The following is a 16,812-nucleotide window of genomic DNA, read 5'->3' as shown; positions in this document are numbered from 1 at the left end:
GCTTCCGTTCAGCTTTGCACCTGGATGCGGCCTTCCGGCTGACTCGACGCCAAGGCTGGTGCGAGCCCGCGTGATCGGCTTGCAGGGCGCCAGTGCCATGTGTGCCGCCCGGTGAGCCGCCCACGCGCAGCTGCGCGCAGGGTGCTTTCTTCATCGTTGCTCTTTGGCTTGCTTCCGGAACTTCATGAGCGATCGTCCGTTACCCGCTGCCCGCCGCGCCGCCCGCCAACGCGACGCGCACGAATCCCAGTTCCGGTTGCTCGGCCAGCGCCGTTTCGCGCCGTTTTTCTGGACGCAGTTCCTCGGCGCGATGAACGACAACGTCTTCAAGATCGGCTTCACGTCGCTCGTCACCTATCAGGCGGCGCGTTTTTCCGGCGTCGATCCGAAAACGGCGGCGTTCCTGATTTCAGCCATCTTCATTCTGCCGTTCGTGCTTTTTTCGGCCACCGCCGGGCAGATTGCCGACAAGTACGACAAGGCGATGCTCACGCGTCTGGTCAAGAGCTTCGAAATCGTCGTGATGCTGATCGGCGGCGCGGGTTTCTGGCTGCATAGCGCGCCGCTTCTGTACTTGTGCACATTTCTGATGGGCGTCCATTCAACCGTGTTCGGCCCGGTCAAATACTCGTACCTGCCGCAGCATCTGTCGACGTCGGAGCTCGTCGGCGGCAACGGCATGGTCGAAATGGGCACTTTCGTGGCGATCCTGGTCGGCACGATCGTCGGCGGCGTGAGCGCGGGTTTCGTCGAACACGGCGCGATTGTGCTGGCCGGCGCCTGCGTTGCGATTGCGCTGGTGGGGCGCGTGGTGTCGGGCTTCGTGCCGCTCACGCCGGCGCCGCAAGCGGATTTGCGCATCAACTGGAATCCGGTCAGCGAGACGTGGCGCAACCTGAAACTGGCGCGCGAAAACCGGACCGTGTTCCTGAGTCTGCTGGGAATATCCTGGCTGTGGTTCGTCGGCGCGATCTTCCTGTCGTCGTTTTTCAGCTTTGCGAAAGACGTGCTGTCCGCCGACCCGGATGTCGTGACCGTGCTGCTCGGCACCTTCTCGGTCGGCATCGGCCTGGGTTCGCTGATGTGCGAAAAGCTCTCGAAGCGGCGCATCGAAATCGGCCTCGTGCCGCTCGGCTCGATCGGCATGAGCGTGTTCGCGATCGATCTGTTTTTCGCGAGCCATGCGTTGCCGCCCGCGGGGCCTCTGCTGAGCGTAGGCGAATTCATCGTGCGGCCCGCCCACTGGCGCGTGCTGGCTGATCTGTTCCTGCTCGCCATGTTCGGCGGCTTCTATAGCGTACCGCTGTACGCCCTGATCCAGAGCCGCAGCCAGCCGAGCCACCGGGCGCGGATCATCGCGGCGAACAACATTCTGAACTCGCTGTTCATGATCGTTTCGTCGCTGATGGCCGTGGCCCTGACCGCGGCAGGCTTCGGCATTCCGGCGATTTTTCTCGTCACGGCGCTGCTGAACATCGTGGTGGCGACCTACATTTATTCGCTCGTGCCGGAATTTCTGCTGCGCTTTATCGCGTGGGTGCTGGTGCACACGTTTTACCGGATTCGCCTCGTGCATGCCGAGCGGATTCCGGAGGAGGGCGCGGCCGTGCTCGTGTGCAACCACGTGAGTCTTGTGGACGCGATCGTCATCATGGCCGAGAGTCCGCGCCCGATCCGTTTCGTGATGGACCATCAGATATTCAGGACGCCGTTCGCCGGCTGGGTGTTCCGTCACGCAAAAGCAATTCCGATCGCACCGGCGCATCAGGACGCGCAGTTGCTGACGTGCGCCTACGAGCGCTGCGCGCAGGCGCTTGCCGAGGGCGATCTGGTGTGCATCTTTCCGGAAGGCAAACTCACCAGAACCGGCGAGATGAATCCGTTCCGTCATGGCGTGACCGAGATCATCAAGCGTACGCCGGCGCCGGTCATTCCTATGGCGTTGCGCGGGTTGTGGGGCAGCGTATTTTCGCGGGCGGGCGACGCGCGCTGGCTGCGGCCTATCCAGAAGGGTGTCATGAGCCGACTGACGCTGGCGGTGGGTGAGCCGATCGATCCGGCGCAGGCGACGCCGGAGAAACTGCAGCAACTTGTCACCGAATTGCGCGGCGCGCGGAAGTAGCGTGGTCGGACCTTTCTGGCCGGCGGCGGTATGTGTATCGGCGAACTGGGGTATGGCGGCGGGAACCGGCCGCGCGTGCGCCCCTGGCCAATCGGGCAGAACCGCCGTACGACGCGGTCCGGTCGCCACGGGGCTGGCATAATAGCGCTTTCCCCGCATTTCTTTGGACGACGCCCATGTCCGGCAACACGCTCGGTACGCTTTTCACTGTCACGACCTTCGGCGAATCGCACGGTCCCGCTATCGGCTGCGTGATCGACGGCTGCCCGCCGGGCCTGGCGCTCAACGAAGCCGACATCCAGCTGGAACTCGACCGCCGCAAGCCCGGCACGTCGCGCCATGTCACGCAGCGTCAGGAAGAAGACAAGGTCGAGATCCTGGCGGGCGTGTTCGAAGGTCAGACCACCGGCGCGCCGATCGCGCTCCTGATCCGCAACACGGACCAGCGCAGCAAGGACTACGGCAACATTGCCGACACGTTCCGCCCGGGCCACGCCGACTACACCTACTGGCAGAAGTACGGCATTCGCGACTATCGCGGCGGCGGCCGTTCGTCGGCCCGTCTCACGGCGCCGACGGTGGCCGCGGGCGCGGTTGCGAAGAAGTGGCTGCGCGAGAAATTCGGCACGGAAATTCGCGGCTATATGGCCGCGCTCGGTGAGATCGACGTGCCGTTCGTCGACTGGGCGCACGTGCGCGAAAACCCGTTCTTCGTGCCCAACGAGCAGATCGTGCCGCAACTGGAAGCGTATATGGACGCGCTGCGCAAGGAGGGCGACTCGATCGGCGCGCGCATCAACATCGTGGCGTCCGGCGTGCCGGTCGGCCTCGGCGAGCCGCTGTTCGACCGCCTCGACGCGGACATTGCGCATGCCATGATGGGCATCAACGCGGTGAAGGGCGTCGAAATCGGCGCGGGCTTCGCGAGCGTCGCGCAACGTGGTTCGGTGCACGGCGACGAATTGACGCCGGAGGGCTTCGTCGGCAATCACGCGGGCGGTGTGCTCGGCGGTATTTCGACCGGGCAGGACATCACGGTGTCGATCGCGATCAAGCCGACTTCTAGCATTCGTACGCCGCGCCGCTCCATCGACAAGGCGGGGCAACCGGCTGTCGTCGAAACATTCGGGCGGCATGACCCGTGCGTCGGCATTCGCGCCACGCCGATCGCTGAATCGATGCTCGCGCTGGTGCTGATCGACCACGCGCTGCGCCATCGCGCGCAATGCGGCGACGTGTCCGTCAGCACGCCGAAGATCGCGGCGAGCGCGCCTTAACGAGCCTGCGTCAAGCGCATCTGTATTCGTCTACGCGAGCAGTGTCGTCTCTCATGACTGATTTCGGCGCCGAGCCGGCAGCAAGCCGCCTCGCGGATCTGCGCGCGCGTGCCGCCGCACCCCATGCCACCGCTGCCGACTGCCTGGCGTTCGGCCAGACGCTGTTGCAACACGCGGGGCGCGACAAGGCGAGCCAACGTGAGGCGCTTGTTGCGCTGGTGCGTGCATACCAACTCGATCCATTCTGCGAACCCACGCTGTTGCATACGATCGCGCAAACGGCCTTCGTGTTGCGCGACTGGGCGCTGGTCGACTCCGCCACCGGGCTGCTGCTCTCGCACCATGCCGAAGATGCCAATGCGCTGATCTGGCGCGCGGCGGCCGTGCAGCAACGCGACGACTTCGCCAGCGCCGAGGCGCTGTTGCGCGAAGCCGTGCGCGTCGTGCCCGGCAATCCGGTGGCGCTGCACAAGTTGGCGTTGTGCGTCAAGGAACAGGCGCGGTTTGCTGAGGCCGAGGCGTTGCTCCGGCAAGTCCTGGTGCTCTCGCCGGAGAATGCCCATGCGTTGTTCGATCTGTCGGAACTCGAAATTCGCAGCGGACGTTTCGCCGAGGGCTGGGCGCATTACGAATCGCGCGTCGCGTTTGCCGGCGGCGAACTGAATAATGCGCAACAGGCGCTCGCCGCGATCAGTGCGCCCTGGCAGGGTGAGTCGCTTGCCGGCAGGACGCTAGTGGTCTATGGCGAGCAAGGCAATGGCGATTGCCTCTGGGCAGTGCGCTTTTTGCCGATGCTGGCCGAGCGGGCGCGGCGCGAGGGCGGCCGGGTGATTTTCGGTCACGACGGGCCGTTGCGCCATCTGTTCGAACGGATGCTGCCCGCTGATCTTCCACTCGAGACGAGTCTGGAGACACGCCCTGATTTTCACTGCGGGCTGGTGAGCCTGCCGCTGCGGCTCGGCATTTTCGACGCAACGGGGTGGGGCGCTCCGTACTTGAGCGCTGATCCAACGCTCAGGCAGACATGGCGCGAGCGAGTCGATGTGCACACGGCCGGCAAACTCGGCAAATGCGGCAATCGAAAGGTCGGGCTGGTGTGGAACGGCAATCCGGACCACATCCGCGACATGCGGCGGTCGGTGCCCGTCGGGCAAATCGAACCGCTGCTGAACGTAGCTGGCGTGAGCTATTTTGCTTTGTCGCCGGGACGCGCAGAGACGGTCGCGCAGTGGCGTGCCAAGGGTTTCGACATCGTCGATCTTACGCATCATTTTCAGTCCGGCTTCGACGATGTCGCGGCGTTGCTGGCGAATCTGGATCTCGTGGTCACGATCGATAGCGGGCCCGCGCATCTGGCGGGGGCGCTCGGCGTACCGACCTGTCTGATGATCGATCACGTTTCCGCGTGGTTCTGGGGCGACGGATCCCCAGTGACGGCCTGGTACGATTCGATCGAACTGGTTCGACAGCCGCGCGTCGGCGACTGGGCGCCGGTCGTGGCGAAAGTGCGGGAGCGGATTGAAGCGGTGGGGCGGAGTTGAAGCAGGTTGCCTTCACAGCGCGGGCATTCAGTCGCCGGCGCTGCGAAGGGAGGTGACGCGTGCGGAAGTTACATGTTCGGGTAGTTCGGACCACCGCCGCCCTCAGGCGTGACCCAGACGATGTTCTGCGTCGGATCCTTGATATCGCACGTCTTGCAGTGCACGCAGTTCTGCGCGTTGATCACGAGGCGTTCGGTGTTGTCGTCGTTCTTCACGAATTCGTACACTTGCGCCGGGCAATAACGCGACTCCGGACCCGCATACGTCTGCCAGTTCACATTCACCGGCACTGACGGATCTTTCAGCGTCAGATGAGCCGGCTGGTTCTCTTCGTGGTTCGTGTTCGAGATGAACACCGACGAGAGACGATCGAACGTCAGCTTGCCATCGGGCTTCGGATAGGTGATCGGCTTGCATTGCGAAGCCGGTTTGAGCATCTCGTGATCCCAGTGCTGATGATGCAGCGTCCACGGCACATTGCCGCCCAGCAGCTTCTGTTCGATGCCCACCATCAGCGTGCCGAGGTACAGGCCCTTGCTCATCCACTGCTTGAAGTTGCGTGCGCGATGCAGTTCCGTGTGCAGCCACGAGGTCTTGAAGCTCTCCGGATAGGCGGTGAGTTCATCGCTGGTGCGGCCTGCCTGTACCGCTTCGAATGCCGCTTCAGCGGCCAGCATGCCGGTCTTGATTGCCGCGTGCGAGCCCTTGATCCGCGATGCGTTCAGGAAGCCCGCATCGTCGCCGACCAGCGCACCGCCCGGAAACACCAGTTTCGGCAGCGACATCAGGCCGCCGGCGGTGATCGCGCGTGCGCCATACGAGACGCGCTTGCCGCCTTCCAGAATTGTGCGGATCGCCGGATGCGTCTTGTAGCGCTGGAATTCCTCGAACGGCGACAGGTACGGATTCGTATAACCCAGGCCCACCACGAAGCCCACCACCACCTGGTTGTTATCCATGTGATAGAGGAACGAGCCGCCGTAGGTGTCGCTCTCCAGCGGCCAGCCGGCCGTGTGCATCACCAGACCCGGCTTGTGCTTCGCCGGATCGATTTCCCACAGTTCCTTGATGCCGATACCGTAGACCTGCGGATCGACGCCTTCGCGCAGCCTGAATCTGTCGTTCAGCTGACGGCCCAGGTGTCCACGCGCGCCTTCGCAGAAGAGCGTGTACTTCGCGTGCAGCTCCATGCCGAGCTGGAAGTTCTCGGTCGGCTGGCCGTCCTTGCCGATGCCGAGGTTGCCGGTTGCGACGCCTTTGACCGAGCCATCGTCGTTGTACAGAATCTCGGCAGCCGGAAAGCCGGGGAAAATTTCAACACCCAGCGCTTCAGCCTGCTGACCGAGCCAGCGCGTGACGTTCGCGAGACTGATCACATAGTTGCCGTGGTTTTTGAAGTTATCCGGCAACGCCCAGACCGGTACGCTCTTCGAACCGGTTTCGGTCAGGAACAGGAAACGGTCTTCGGTCACATCCACCGTCAGCGGTGCGCCTTTTTCCTTCCAGTCCGGGATCAGCTCGGTCATCGCGCGCGGATCCATCACCGCGCCCGAGAGGATATGTGCCCCGATCTCCGAGCCTTTTTCCAGTACGCACACGCCAATTTCAGCGCCTTGTTCCGCCGCCAGCTGCTTCAGGCGGATCGCCGCGGACAGCCCGGCCGGGCCGCCGCCGACGATCACGACGTCGTATTCCATCGACTCGCGCGGACCGTACTGCTCAATGAGACTTGCGGGGGTCATTGATGCTCCTCTTACCGTTAGAATGCTTTTTTCGGGTTCGTATTGTGGGTGATGCACTCCCGCACTGCAACCCGATGAGCAGACATTAGCACGATCGTTCTATTTACGTGATACGGTATCGACCCGCGTTGGCGGTCTTACCGCACCTGTCAACCGCATCTGCAAAAACAACCGAACAAGGAACGACAATGGGCCGTTCGATTAATCTGGAAGGCAAGGTTGCGCTGATCACCGGCGCTTCGAGCGGGTTGGGAAAGCGCTTTGCGCAAGTGTTGTCGCAGGCGGGCGCCAAGGTCGTGCTGGCGAGCCGCCGAACCGAGCGTCTGAAGGAATTGCGCGCCGAGATCGAGGCGTCCGGCGGCGCGGCGCACGTCGTGTCGCTCGACGTCACGGATTATCAGAGCATCAAGTCGGCCGTCGCCCATGCGGAAACCGAGGCCGGCACGATCGACATCCTGGTGAACAATTCGGGCGTGTCGACCACGCAGAAGCTCTCCGAGGTCACGCCCGCAGACTTCGAATACGTGTTCGATACCAACACGCGCGGCGCGTTCTTCGTCGCCCAGGAGGTCGCCAAGCGCATGATCATGCGCGGCAACAACGCGCAGAAACCGTCGTACCGGATCATCAATATCGCGTCGATGGCGGGCTTGCGCGTGCTGCCGCAGATCGGCCTTTACTCGATCAGCAAGGCGGCCGTCGTGCATATGACGAAAGCGATGGCGCTGGAGTGGGGCAAGCACGGCATCAACGTGAACGCAATCTGCCCCGGCTATATCGACACCGAGCTCAACCATCATCACTGGTCGACGGAGCAAGGGCAGAAGCTCGTGTCCATGTTGCCGCGTCATCGCGTCGGCAAACCGGACGACCTGGACGGGCTCCTGCTGCTGCTGGCAGCCGACGAATCGCAGTTCATCAACGGCTCGGTGATTGCCGCCGACGACGGATTCGGGCTCTCCTGAGCGCGTCACGGCGCGTCCGGTCCGCGCATTTCAGAGCGTGCAGGCCGGATTGGCGCCCATTCGAAGAAACTGTTTTACGCGTTTTGGCCTTTGCGCCGCTCGAGGGCGCGCGCTATGTTGCGATCTATCCCCGCGCCGGTTCGCGTGCCGGCTTCAACCTGGTTTCAATCCGATAAAGAAGTGCGATGAGCGATTTTCACGCTGTTTTTGAGATGTCGATGCCGATCCGCTGGGGCGATATGGACGCGTTCGGCCATGTGAACAACACGGTCTATTTCCGCTACATGGAGCAGGTGCGGATTTCCTGGTTCGAGCAGTTGGGTCTGGCCGGCAGCAATGCCGACGGACAGGGGCCGGTGATCGTCAATGCTTCGATGGAGTTTCTCAAGCAGCTGCACTATCCCGGCGACGTGATCGGCCGGATGACAGTGGCTACGCCCGGCCGCAGCAGCTTCGACACGGGGTTTGAACTCGTGCGCGCCGACGATCCGATTACCGTGTATGCGCGCGGCGCCGCACGCTGCGTGTGGATCGATTACGCGGCCGGCAAGTCGGTGCCAGTGCCTGACTTGCTGCGCGCAACCATCGAGCGCGCCGCGCTGGTGAAGGCAGCCTGAGCGGCGGTATTAGGCCGGCGGGCCCCGGCGCTCACCTGCGCGCGCGTTTCATTTCTTCAATGCCCGAGCAGGCGCTGCAATAGCTCCGTCGCGTTACCCGTATCGTATTTGCGCATCAGCCGCGCGCGGTAGACATCCACCGTGCGCGGGCTGATATCCAGCACGCGGCCGATCTGTTTGCTGGTTTTCCCCGTGACCAGTTGCGCGGCGATTTCGCGTTCGCGCGGCGTCAGTTCGACCGCCACGCGCCGCGTCGCGCTCAAATCCTCGAAGGTCCAGACGCCCGCGGCGTGCGCATCGGCGCGTTCCTGCGCGCGGCCTGTCACATGGCACCAGAACAGTTCTCCGTTAGCCCGCTTCATGATGCGGTCGTCCGCGTAACTGCCTTGCGCGGTCATGATCGGTGGAATCCGCGCGCCGATCCGCTCGAATTCGTCCGTGGACGGGTACAGCACCTGGAACGACTGGCCGAGCAGCGACTCGCGCGTGCAGCCGAAAATCGACGCGAGCTCGTCATTGCAGTCTTCGATAATCCGTTCGCGCGACAGCACGAGTCCGATCGGAGCGAGGTGGAACGCTGTTTTGTAATCCAGTGCGGGCATGGGCTGGCGGCAAGTACTTATGTATTTTTGCGTATTGTGCCGTATGGCGCGCACGGCGTACTCTTTCGACCACACGATATCGCGGTGAAGTCATCCGCGGCAGGCATCTGCACGACGCGCAGGGAAACCTGGGCACACAGCCTGCCGGGGATGACTAGAATGACGTGTCGGGCTCGAGCCCGCAAAACGCCATACCAGCCGCAACGATCCGGCGGCCCGCGTTCGGGTTTCGGATTTCCATAAAGGAAGGGACAAACTGATGAACAAGGTCTATCCAGGCGCCGCCGAGGCGCTGAAAGACATCGTCAAGGACGGGCAGACGTTTGCCGTGGGCGGCTTCGGGCTGTGCGGCATTCCCGAGGCGCTGATCGGCGCACTGCGCGATTCGAACGTGCAGGGCATCACCTGTATCAGCAACAACGCGGGCGTCGACGGTTTCGGCCTCGGTCTGCTGCTCGAAACGCGTCAGGTCAAGAAGATGATCTCGTCGTATGTCGGCGAGAACAAGGAGTTCGAGCGCCAGTATCTGGCCGGCGAACTCGAGCTCGAATTCACGCCGCAAGGCACGCTCGCCGAGAAGCTGCGCGCGGGCGGTTCGGGCATTCCGGCGTTCTTCACCAATACCGGCTACGGCACGCTGATCGCCGAAGGCAAGGAAACCCGCCAGTTCGGCGAAAACCACTACGTGCTCGAACACTCGCTGACGGCCGACGTGGCGCTGGTCAAGGCGTGGAAGGCCGACAAATCGGGCAACCTGATCTACCGCCGCACCGCGCGCAACTTCAACCCCATGTGCGCGATGGCCGGCAAGATCACCGTCGCGGAAGTCGAAGAAATCGTCGAAGTGGGCGAACTCGATCCGGACGCGATCCATACGCCAGGCATCTTCGTGCAGCGCATCGTGCTCAATGCGCATCCGGAAAAACGCATCGAACAACGCGTCGTCCGCGCGAAAGGAGACTGATCATGGCATGGACTCGTGACGAAATGGCCGCGCGCGCGGCGAAGGAATTGCAGGACGGCTTTTATGTGAACCTCGGCATCGGCCTGCCTACGCTGGTAGCCAATCATGTGCCGGCGGGCGTCGAAGTGTGGCTGCAGTCGGAAAACGGTCTGCTCGGCATCGGCCCGTCGCCGACCGAAGAGGAAGTGGACGCCGACCTGATCAACGCCGGCAAGCAGACGGTGACCACGCTGCCGGGCTCGTCGATTTTTTCGTCGGCGGATTCGTTCGCGATGATTCGCGGCGGCCACATCAACCTGGCGATTCTGGGCGCGATGCAGATCAGCAAGAAGGGCGATCTGGCCAACTGGATGATCCCGGGCAAGATGATCAAGGGCATGGGCGGCGCGATGGACCTGGTCGCGGGCGTCAAGCGCGTGGTCGTGCTGATGGAGCACGTCGCGAAGGGCGACCAGCACAAGATTCTCGAAGAATGCACGCTGCCGCTCACGGGCGTGGGCGTGGTCGATCAGATCATTACCGACCTCGGCGTGATCGAAATCACGGAAGACGGTCTGAAGGTGACCGAACTGGCGCCGGGCGTGAGCGTCGAGGAAATCAAGGCGAAGACGGGCGCACCGCTCGACGTGAGCGCGGTGAGCTGAACGGCGTGCCGTGCGGCCGCCTGAAGCGGTCTGAAACGGTTGTGTAGGCCGTTTGCGTGAGCTGTTCTCGCGGCGGGTGGTCGCAGGCGGCGGCAAGGTGGTTCCCGGGCGGGCGAGGCGCGAGTCTCGCCCGCTTCCGTTTGTGTCGCGGATAGTTGTTCTACGGGGTGTCTTAGGCCGTCCTGGGCTGTCCTATGCCGTTCGGCCGACTCTTGTCGCGCGGCAAAGCGGTTTACAATCGTTCGAAGATTGGACGCTTATCCATCCTGCTGTGCCCAGGCCGAACCCTCAGCGCTTTCGCAAGGAACCCAGATGACCGCAACCACGTCCGCTTCCACCGCCGGGCGGCCCGCGCCGCGCCAACGCTATGTGCAGTGCGCGAGCGCCGGTGGCTTGCACCGCATCGCCTACACTGAGTGGGGCGACCCGGCCAACCCGCGCGTGCTGCTGTGCGTGCACGGCTTGACCCGTTCAGGGCGCGATTTCGACCGCCTCGCGGCGGAATTCGCCGGCACTTACCGCGTAGTTTGTCCGGATGTCGCGGGGCGGGGCTTGTCATCGTGGCTCGCCAACCCCAACTTCTATACGGTGCCGCAATACGTCGCCGATATGGTCACGTTGATCGCGCGCCTGAATGTCGAAACGGTCGACTGGTTCGGCACCTCGATGGGCGGCCTGATCGGACTCGCGCTCGCCGGCTTGCCGGAAACGCCGATTCGCAAGATGTTGTTGAACGACGTGGGTCCGCATCTGGAGCCGGCTGCGGTGCAGCGCATCGGCGATTATCTTGGCAAGCCCGTGCGTTTCGAAACGCTGCAGCAAGGCATCGACTACGCAGCCTTGCTCGCGCAGACTTTCGGCCCGCTCACGCCGGACGAATGGCGTGAGATCAACACACCGCTTCTGCGCGAGCAGGACGGCGCGTGGCTGTTCCGCTACGACCCGCGTATCGCACAGCCCTTTACCACGACCACCGAGGAAGCAGCCAAACTCGGCGAGGCCGCGCTGTGGCATTCGCTGGCCTCTTTCCAGGGGGCGGTGCTGGTGGTGCGCGGCGAGCAATCCGATCTGCTCTCGCGTGAAACCGTCGCGAAGATGGTCGAGACCGGCCGCGCCGTATCGAGCACGGAGATCGCTGGCGTCGGACATGCGCCGGCGTTCCTGTCAGCCGAACAGATCGATATTGCAAGACGGTTCTTTATCGGACCGGCCGCCGACGCGTCATAATATGTGGCTCCGCCCGGCGCCCTTGACGGGGCGCGATGCGGAACGCATCTACGTTCAACTTCCAACCAACTTCAGGATCCTTCATGGCAGTCATTCGTCACCACGTCGGCAAGCGCCTCTCGGAAATTGCCGTTCACAACGGTACTGTGTATCTCGCGGGCCAGATCGCTGAAGACGCGGATCAGGACATCACCGGGCAGACTCGCGAAGTGCTTGCCCACATCGACCGTCTGCTGGGCGAAGTGAACAGCGACAAGTCGCATTTGCTGTCGGTGCAGATCTTCATCTCGGACATGGCGCATTTTGCCGGCATGAACGCCGTGTGGGACGAGTGGATCGCACCCGGCGCCACGCCGCCGCGCGCTACCGTCGAAGCGAAGCTCGCCAATCCGAAGTGCCTCGTCGAAGTCGTCGTGGTCGCCGCGCAGCGCAGCTAAGCCAGCCACATGCGTCGTTGAAATTCCGTTGATTTGTCCGGCCCGGTGGGCCACCGCACCATGAATACCGAAATCGTTACGAGCACGCCGAAGCCCCTGCCTTCTTTCGATGAAGCAATGGCGTTCGTGCGTGAACATGCGGGCGAGGTGCGGCTCTCGTCGGGCGAAATGCTGGCGGATCATGCGGCGGGTACGGCGTCGATCATGCGCACGCTCAACGTCGATCCGCCGGCGGTGCTGGCGGCGGCATTGTTTGCGCTGACGCCGCATCTGCAGGATCCGGAGCGTGTGATCGCCGACAACTTCGGCGAAGAAGTCGCGCAACTGGTCGGCGATGTGCGCAAGTTGCTGCGCCTTGGCACCGTGAGCTTGCGTGCCGCGCAGAATGCCATGCCCGAAGCCGGGCGCGACGCCCAGGCCGCGCGCCGCGCGCAGGTCGAGGCGCTGCGCAAGATGCTGCTCGCATTCGCGCAAGATATTCGAGTGGTGCTGATCCGGCTCGCGTCGCGCCTGCAATCGCTGCGTTATTACGCGGCGGCGAAAATCACGCCCTCGCCGGACGTGGCCCGCGAGACGCTCGATATCTATGCGCCTCTCGCCAACCGCCTGGGCATCTGGCAACTGAAGTGGGAGCTCGAAGATCTCGCGCTGCGCTTCGAAGAGCCGGTCACTTACAAGCGCATCGCCAAACTGCTCGACGAGAAACGCGTCGAGCGCGAGAGCTATGTCGCGCAGGCTATCGAGCGCCTGCAAAAGGAACTGGCCGCGGCGCATATTCGTGCAGAGGTGAGCGGCAGGCCGAAACACATCTACAGCATCTGGCGCAAGATGCGCGGCAAGGAACTGGACTTCGCCGAACTGTACGACGTGCGCGCCTTTCGGGTGATCGTGCCGGACATCAAGGATTGCTACACCGTGCTCGGCATTGTGCACAACCTGTGGCAACCGGTGCCGAAAGAGTTCGACGACTATATCTCGCGGCCGAAACCGAACGGCTATAAATCGCTGCACACGGTCGTGATCGGCGACGACGGCCGCGCGTTCGAAGTGCAGATCCGAACGCAGGAAATGCATCAGTTCGCCGAATACGGCGTGGCGGCACATTGGCGCTACAAGGAAGCGGGCGTGCGCGGGTACGGCGGCCAGTTCACCGCGAACGAGAAGTACGACGAGAAGATCGCGTGGCTGCGCCAATTGCTCGCGTGGAAAGACGAAGTCTCCGAGGGCGAGCACGGCGAGAAGCGTGCGGCGCAGCCATGGGAGCAACTGCGCCAGGCCACGCTCGACGACGACCATATCTATGTGCTGACGCCGCAGGCGCGGGTGATTCCGTTGCCGCACGGCGCAACGCCCGTCGATTTCGCGTACCACCTGCATAGCGAGCTGGGGCATCGCTGCCGCGGCGCGCGCGTGGATGGCGCAATGGTGCCGCTCAACACACCGCTGCAGAACGGTCAGACGGTCGAGATCGTCGCGGTCAAGGAGGGCGGCCCGTCGCGCGACTGGCTGAACCCGCAACTCGGCTATCTGCAAAGTCCGCGCGCGCGGCAAAAAGTGCGCGCGTGGTTCAACGCGGTCGAAGTGCAGGAACATATCGCGAGCGGCCGCGCGATGGTCGAAAAGACCTTGCAGCGCGAGGGCAAGACGTCGGTCAATCTGGATCAGCTCGCGGCCAAGCTTGGCTTCAAGACCACCGACGATCTGTTCTCGGTGGTGGGCAAGGAAGAATTCAGTTTGCGGCTCGTCGAGCAGGCGCTGCACGATGCGCCTCCGCCTGAGCCGGTGGTCGACGCGCCTGAGCAATTCGAAAAGCGCAGTAGTGGCGCGAGCGTAGCGCGCGGTGCGTCCACCGGCGTGCTGGTGGTCGGTGTCGACGCGTTGCTCACGCAACTCGCGCGCTGTTGCCGGCCGGCGCCGCCCGACGACATCTGCGGCTTTGTCACGCGTGGTAAAGGCATGTCGATTCACCGCAGCGATTGCGCGACGTTCCTGCGCATGGCCGAGCGGGCGCCCGAGCGAGTGCTGCAAACGGCGTGGTCGGCGGAGGTAATGAGCGGCCGCGGCCAGTCGGTCTATCCGGTCGATCTCTCGATCGAAGCCACGGACCGGCAGGGTTTGCTGCGCGATATTTCCGAAGTGTTCGCGCGTGAAAAGATGAACGTGATCGGCGTGAAGACGCAGACGCGGCGTAACGCTGCGTTCATGCAATTTACCGTCGAGGTATCGAACGCCGCGCAGATTCAGCGCGCGTGTACGCTGCTCGGTGAGGTGACGGGCGTGGTGCGTGCATCGCGCAGGAGTTGATGCTGTTGATAGGTGTGCGCGTCTCGTGGACATGTTCGAGTTCGCGAGTAGATATTTAAAGTCGATGCATAAAAGTACTTGCCAAGCGGTGTGGCGCTCCATATAATCTCGTTTCTTCAGGCTCGTAGCTCAGCTGGTTAGAGCACCACCTTGACATGGTGGGGGTCGTTGGTTCGAGTCCAATCGAGCCTACCAACGAAAGAGAAATTCCGGTTTCGCCGGGGTTTCGCAAACTGCAGTAAGCGCATTTGGCGCAAAAGGCGAATACGGTTATGACACCGCGAACGTTGACCGAAACTACTTCGGAGCGACGCTAGTCGAGGACCACTTTCGCCAATGTAGTTTGCAGGAAATGTGAATGCGGCCCCTCGAAAGCGGGGCCGCATTTTTTTTGGCTTGTTTGATGGTTGTATGTGCCGCCGCCGGTCGGCACCACGGAGAACGCAATGGTTTCGATACGTTTGCCTGACGGTTCTGTTCGACAGTACGAGCATCCGGTGACCGTCGCCGAAGTGGCCGCCTCGATCGGCCCCGGCCTCGCGAAGGCCGCGCTCGGCGGCAAGATCGACGGTGAGCTGGTCGATACGTCCGCGCTGATCGATCACGACGTGGCGCTTGCCATCGTCACCGAGAAAGACGCAGACGGTCTCGATATCATTCGCCACTCCACGGCGCACTTGCTCGCGTACGCGGTGAAGGATCTGTACCCGGAAGCGCAGGTCACGATCGGCCCGGTTATCGACAACGGTTTTTACTACGACTTCGCGTACAACCGTCCGTTCACGCCGGAAGATATCGAGAAGATCGAAAGGCGCATGCAGGAACTCGCGAAGAAAGACGAGCCGGTTTCGCGCCGCGTGGTGTCGCGTGACGAAGCGGTGGACTACTTCAAGAGCATCGGCGAAAAGTACAAGGCCGAGATCATCGAATCGATTCCCGCCACCGACGAGATCAAGCTGTACTCGCATGGCGGCTTCACGGATCTGTGCCGCGGCCCGCACGTGCCGTCCACCGGCAAGCTGAAAGTCTTCAAGCTGATGAAGGTCGCGGGTGCCTACTGGCGCGGCGATTCGAAGAACGAACAATTGCAGCGCATCTACGGCACGGCCTGGACGAAGAAGGAAGACCAGGAAGCGTACCTGCACATGCTCGAAGAGGCGGAAAAGCGCGACCACCGCAAGCTCGGCAAGCAACTCGATCTGTTCCACATGCAGGACGAGTCGCCGGGCATGGTGTTCTGGCATCCGCGTGGCTGGACGCTGTGGCAGCAGGTCGAGCAGTACATGCGCCGTCGCGTGAACGACGCGGGTTACCTCGAAATCAAGACGCCGATGATCATGGACCGCTCGCTCTGGGAAGCGTCGGGCCATTGGCAGAACTATCGTGAAAACATGTTCACGACGGAATCGGAAAAGCGCGATTACGCGATCAAGCCGATGAACTGCCCGGGTCACGTGCAGGTGTTCAACCACGGTCTGCGTTCGTATCGCGATCTGCCGCTGCGTTATGCGGAATTCGGCTCGTGCCACCGCAACGAATCGTCGGGCGCGCTGCATGGACTGATGCGCGTGCGCGGTTTCGTACAGGACGACGCGCACATTTTCTGTACCGAAGACCAGTTTATCAGCGAATCGATCGCGTTCAATACGCTGGCGATGAGCGTTTATAAGGATTTCGGTTTTGACAATGTCGAGATCAAGTTGTCGCTGCGCCCGGACGCGCGCGCCGGCACGGACGAGACGTGGGATCGCGCGGAGCAGGGTCTGCGCGAGGCGCTGACGGCCTGCGGTGTAACGTGGGAAGAACTGCCGGGCGAGGGCGCGTTTTACGGCCCGAAGGTCGAATACCACATCAGGGATGCGCTCGGCCGCTCGTGGCAGTGTGGCACGTTGCAGCTCGATATGGTGTTGCCGGAGCGCCTCGGCGCGGAATACGTAGCCGAAGACAATAGCCGCCGCCGGCCGATCATGCTGCACCGGGCAATTGTCGGATCAATGGAGCGTTTTCTCGGTATTCTGATCGAGCACCACGCTGGTGCAATGCCTGCGTGGCTCGCGCCAATGCAGGTCGTTGTGATGAATATCGCGGAAAGTCAGACCGAATATGCGCAGTCTTTAGCTCAATCGTTGCAAAAACAAGGGGTTAGAGTGGAGGCCGATTTGCGCAACGAGAAGATTAGCTATAAAATACGGGAGCACACGCTAGAGAAGGTGCCGTACCTGCTTGTGGTCGGCGACAAAGAGCGTGAAGCCCAAACGGTAGCCGTGCGTGCCCGTGGTGGTGTCGATCTGGGTGTGATGCCCCTCGATACCTTCATTGAGCGTCTGCGCCAGGATGTGCAGTCGTTCAATTGAGCCACTTGGCAGCCCG

Annotated in this window: 13 protein-coding genes and 1 tRNA gene; 12 read left to right on the top strand and 2 right to left on the bottom strand. The window is 62.7% G+C overall.

The window, feature by feature from the left end:
* The first annotated feature begins 184 nt into the window (after positions 1–184).
* The 3 genes from PDMSB3_RS14080 (at position 185) to PDMSB3_RS14070 (ending at position 4,940) form a co-directional block, all read left to right on the top strand.
* Positions 185–2,122: an MFS transporter gene (locus PDMSB3_RS14080; RefSeq protein WP_165186664.1), complete on the top strand. Its 1,938-nt coding sequence runs from the start codon at positions 185–187 to the stop codon at positions 2,120–2,122.
* Between the two features lie 176 nt (positions 2,123–2,298).
* Positions 2,299–3,399: a chorismate synthase gene (gene aroC / locus PDMSB3_RS14075; protein WP_165186661.1), complete on the top strand. Its 1,101-nt coding sequence runs from the start codon at positions 2,299–2,301 to the stop codon at positions 3,397–3,399.
* Between the two features lie 53 nt (positions 3,400–3,452).
* Positions 3,453–4,940, top strand: coding sequence for an ADP-heptose--LPS heptosyltransferase (locus PDMSB3_RS14070; protein WP_007181105.1), 1,488 nt, complete (start codon positions 3,453–3,455; stop codon positions 4,938–4,940).
* A gap of 68 nt (positions 4,941–5,008) precedes the next feature.
* On the opposite strand, the gene PDMSB3_RS14065 is transcribed toward PDMSB3_RS14070, so the two are convergent.
* Positions 5,009–6,682, bottom strand: a complete 1,674-nt coding sequence (locus PDMSB3_RS14065; RefSeq protein ID WP_165186659.1) for an electron transfer flavoprotein-ubiquinone oxidoreductase — start codon at positions 6,680–6,682, stop codon at positions 5,009–5,011.
* Between the two features lie 188 nt (positions 6,683–6,870).
* Between PDMSB3_RS14065 and PDMSB3_RS14060 the strand changes: the two genes are divergently transcribed.
* Together PDMSB3_RS14060 and PDMSB3_RS14055 are read left to right on the top strand one after the other, a co-directional pair.
* Positions 6,871–7,647 (top strand): SDR family oxidoreductase, encoded by a 777-nt coding sequence (locus tag PDMSB3_RS14060; RefSeq protein ID WP_007181107.1) that lies wholly within the window; start codon positions 6,871–6,873, stop codon positions 7,645–7,647.
* 185 nt (positions 7,648–7,832) lie between these two features.
* The gene (locus PDMSB3_RS14055; RefSeq protein WP_035517985.1) at positions 7,833–8,264 is read left to right on the top strand and encodes an acyl-CoA thioesterase; all 432 of its coding nucleotides are present in this window, start codon (positions 7,833–7,835) and stop codon (positions 8,262–8,264) included.
* A gap of 56 nt (positions 8,265–8,320) precedes the next feature.
* Here PDMSB3_RS14055 and PDMSB3_RS14050 read toward each other — a convergent pair whose 3' ends face one another.
* On the bottom strand, positions 8,321–8,866 hold the full coding sequence (locus PDMSB3_RS14050) for a LuxR C-terminal-related transcriptional regulator (RefSeq protein ID WP_007181109.1): 546 nt from the start codon (positions 8,864–8,866) through the stop codon (positions 8,321–8,323).
* Between the two features lie 259 nt (positions 8,867–9,125).
* On the opposite strand from PDMSB3_RS14050, the gene PDMSB3_RS14045 reads away from it, so the two are divergent.
* The 7 genes from PDMSB3_RS14045 to thrS all read left to right on the top strand — a co-directional run bounded on the left by PDMSB3_RS14045 (position 9,126) and on the right by thrS (position 16,796).
* Positions 9,126–9,830, top strand: coding sequence for a CoA transferase subunit A (locus PDMSB3_RS14045; RefSeq protein ID WP_007181110.1), 705 nt, complete (start codon positions 9,126–9,128; stop codon positions 9,828–9,830).
* A gap of 2 nt (positions 9,831–9,832) precedes the next feature.
* Positions 9,833–10,474, top strand: coding sequence for a CoA transferase subunit B (locus tag PDMSB3_RS14040; RefSeq protein ID WP_007181111.1), 642 nt, complete (start codon positions 9,833–9,835; stop codon positions 10,472–10,474).
* Between the two features lie 312 nt (positions 10,475–10,786).
* Entirely contained in the window at positions 10,787–11,701 is a 915-nt protein-coding gene (locus tag PDMSB3_RS14035) for an alpha/beta fold hydrolase (protein ID WP_007181112.1), read from the top strand.
* 83 nt (positions 11,702–11,784) lie between these two features.
* On the top strand, positions 11,785–12,138 hold the full coding sequence (locus PDMSB3_RS14030; protein WP_007181113.1) for a RidA family protein: 354 nt from the start codon (positions 11,785–11,787) through the stop codon (positions 12,136–12,138).
* A 60-nt stretch (positions 12,139–12,198) separates the two neighbouring features.
* On the top strand, positions 12,199–14,442 hold the full coding sequence (locus PDMSB3_RS14025) for a RelA/SpoT family protein (protein WP_007181114.1): 2,244 nt from the start codon (positions 12,199–12,201) through the stop codon (positions 14,440–14,442).
* A 118-nt stretch (positions 14,443–14,560) separates the two neighbouring features.
* Positions 14,561–14,637, top strand: a tRNA-Val gene (locus tag PDMSB3_RS14020).
* 251 nt (positions 14,638–14,888) lie between these two features.
* Positions 14,889–16,796: a threonine--tRNA ligase gene (gene thrS / locus PDMSB3_RS14015; RefSeq protein ID WP_165186656.1), complete on the top strand. Its 1,908-nt coding sequence runs from the start codon at positions 14,889–14,891 to the stop codon at positions 16,794–16,796.
* The last annotated feature ends 16 nt before the right edge of the window (positions 16,797–16,812 follow it).

It is taken from the genome of Paraburkholderia dioscoreae (genome assembly GCF_902459535.1).
Taxonomy (GTDB): Bacteria; Pseudomonadota; Gammaproteobacteria; order Burkholderiales; family Burkholderiaceae; genus Paraburkholderia; species Paraburkholderia dioscoreae.
This window is presented reverse-complemented; position numbering and strand designations above follow the sequence as displayed.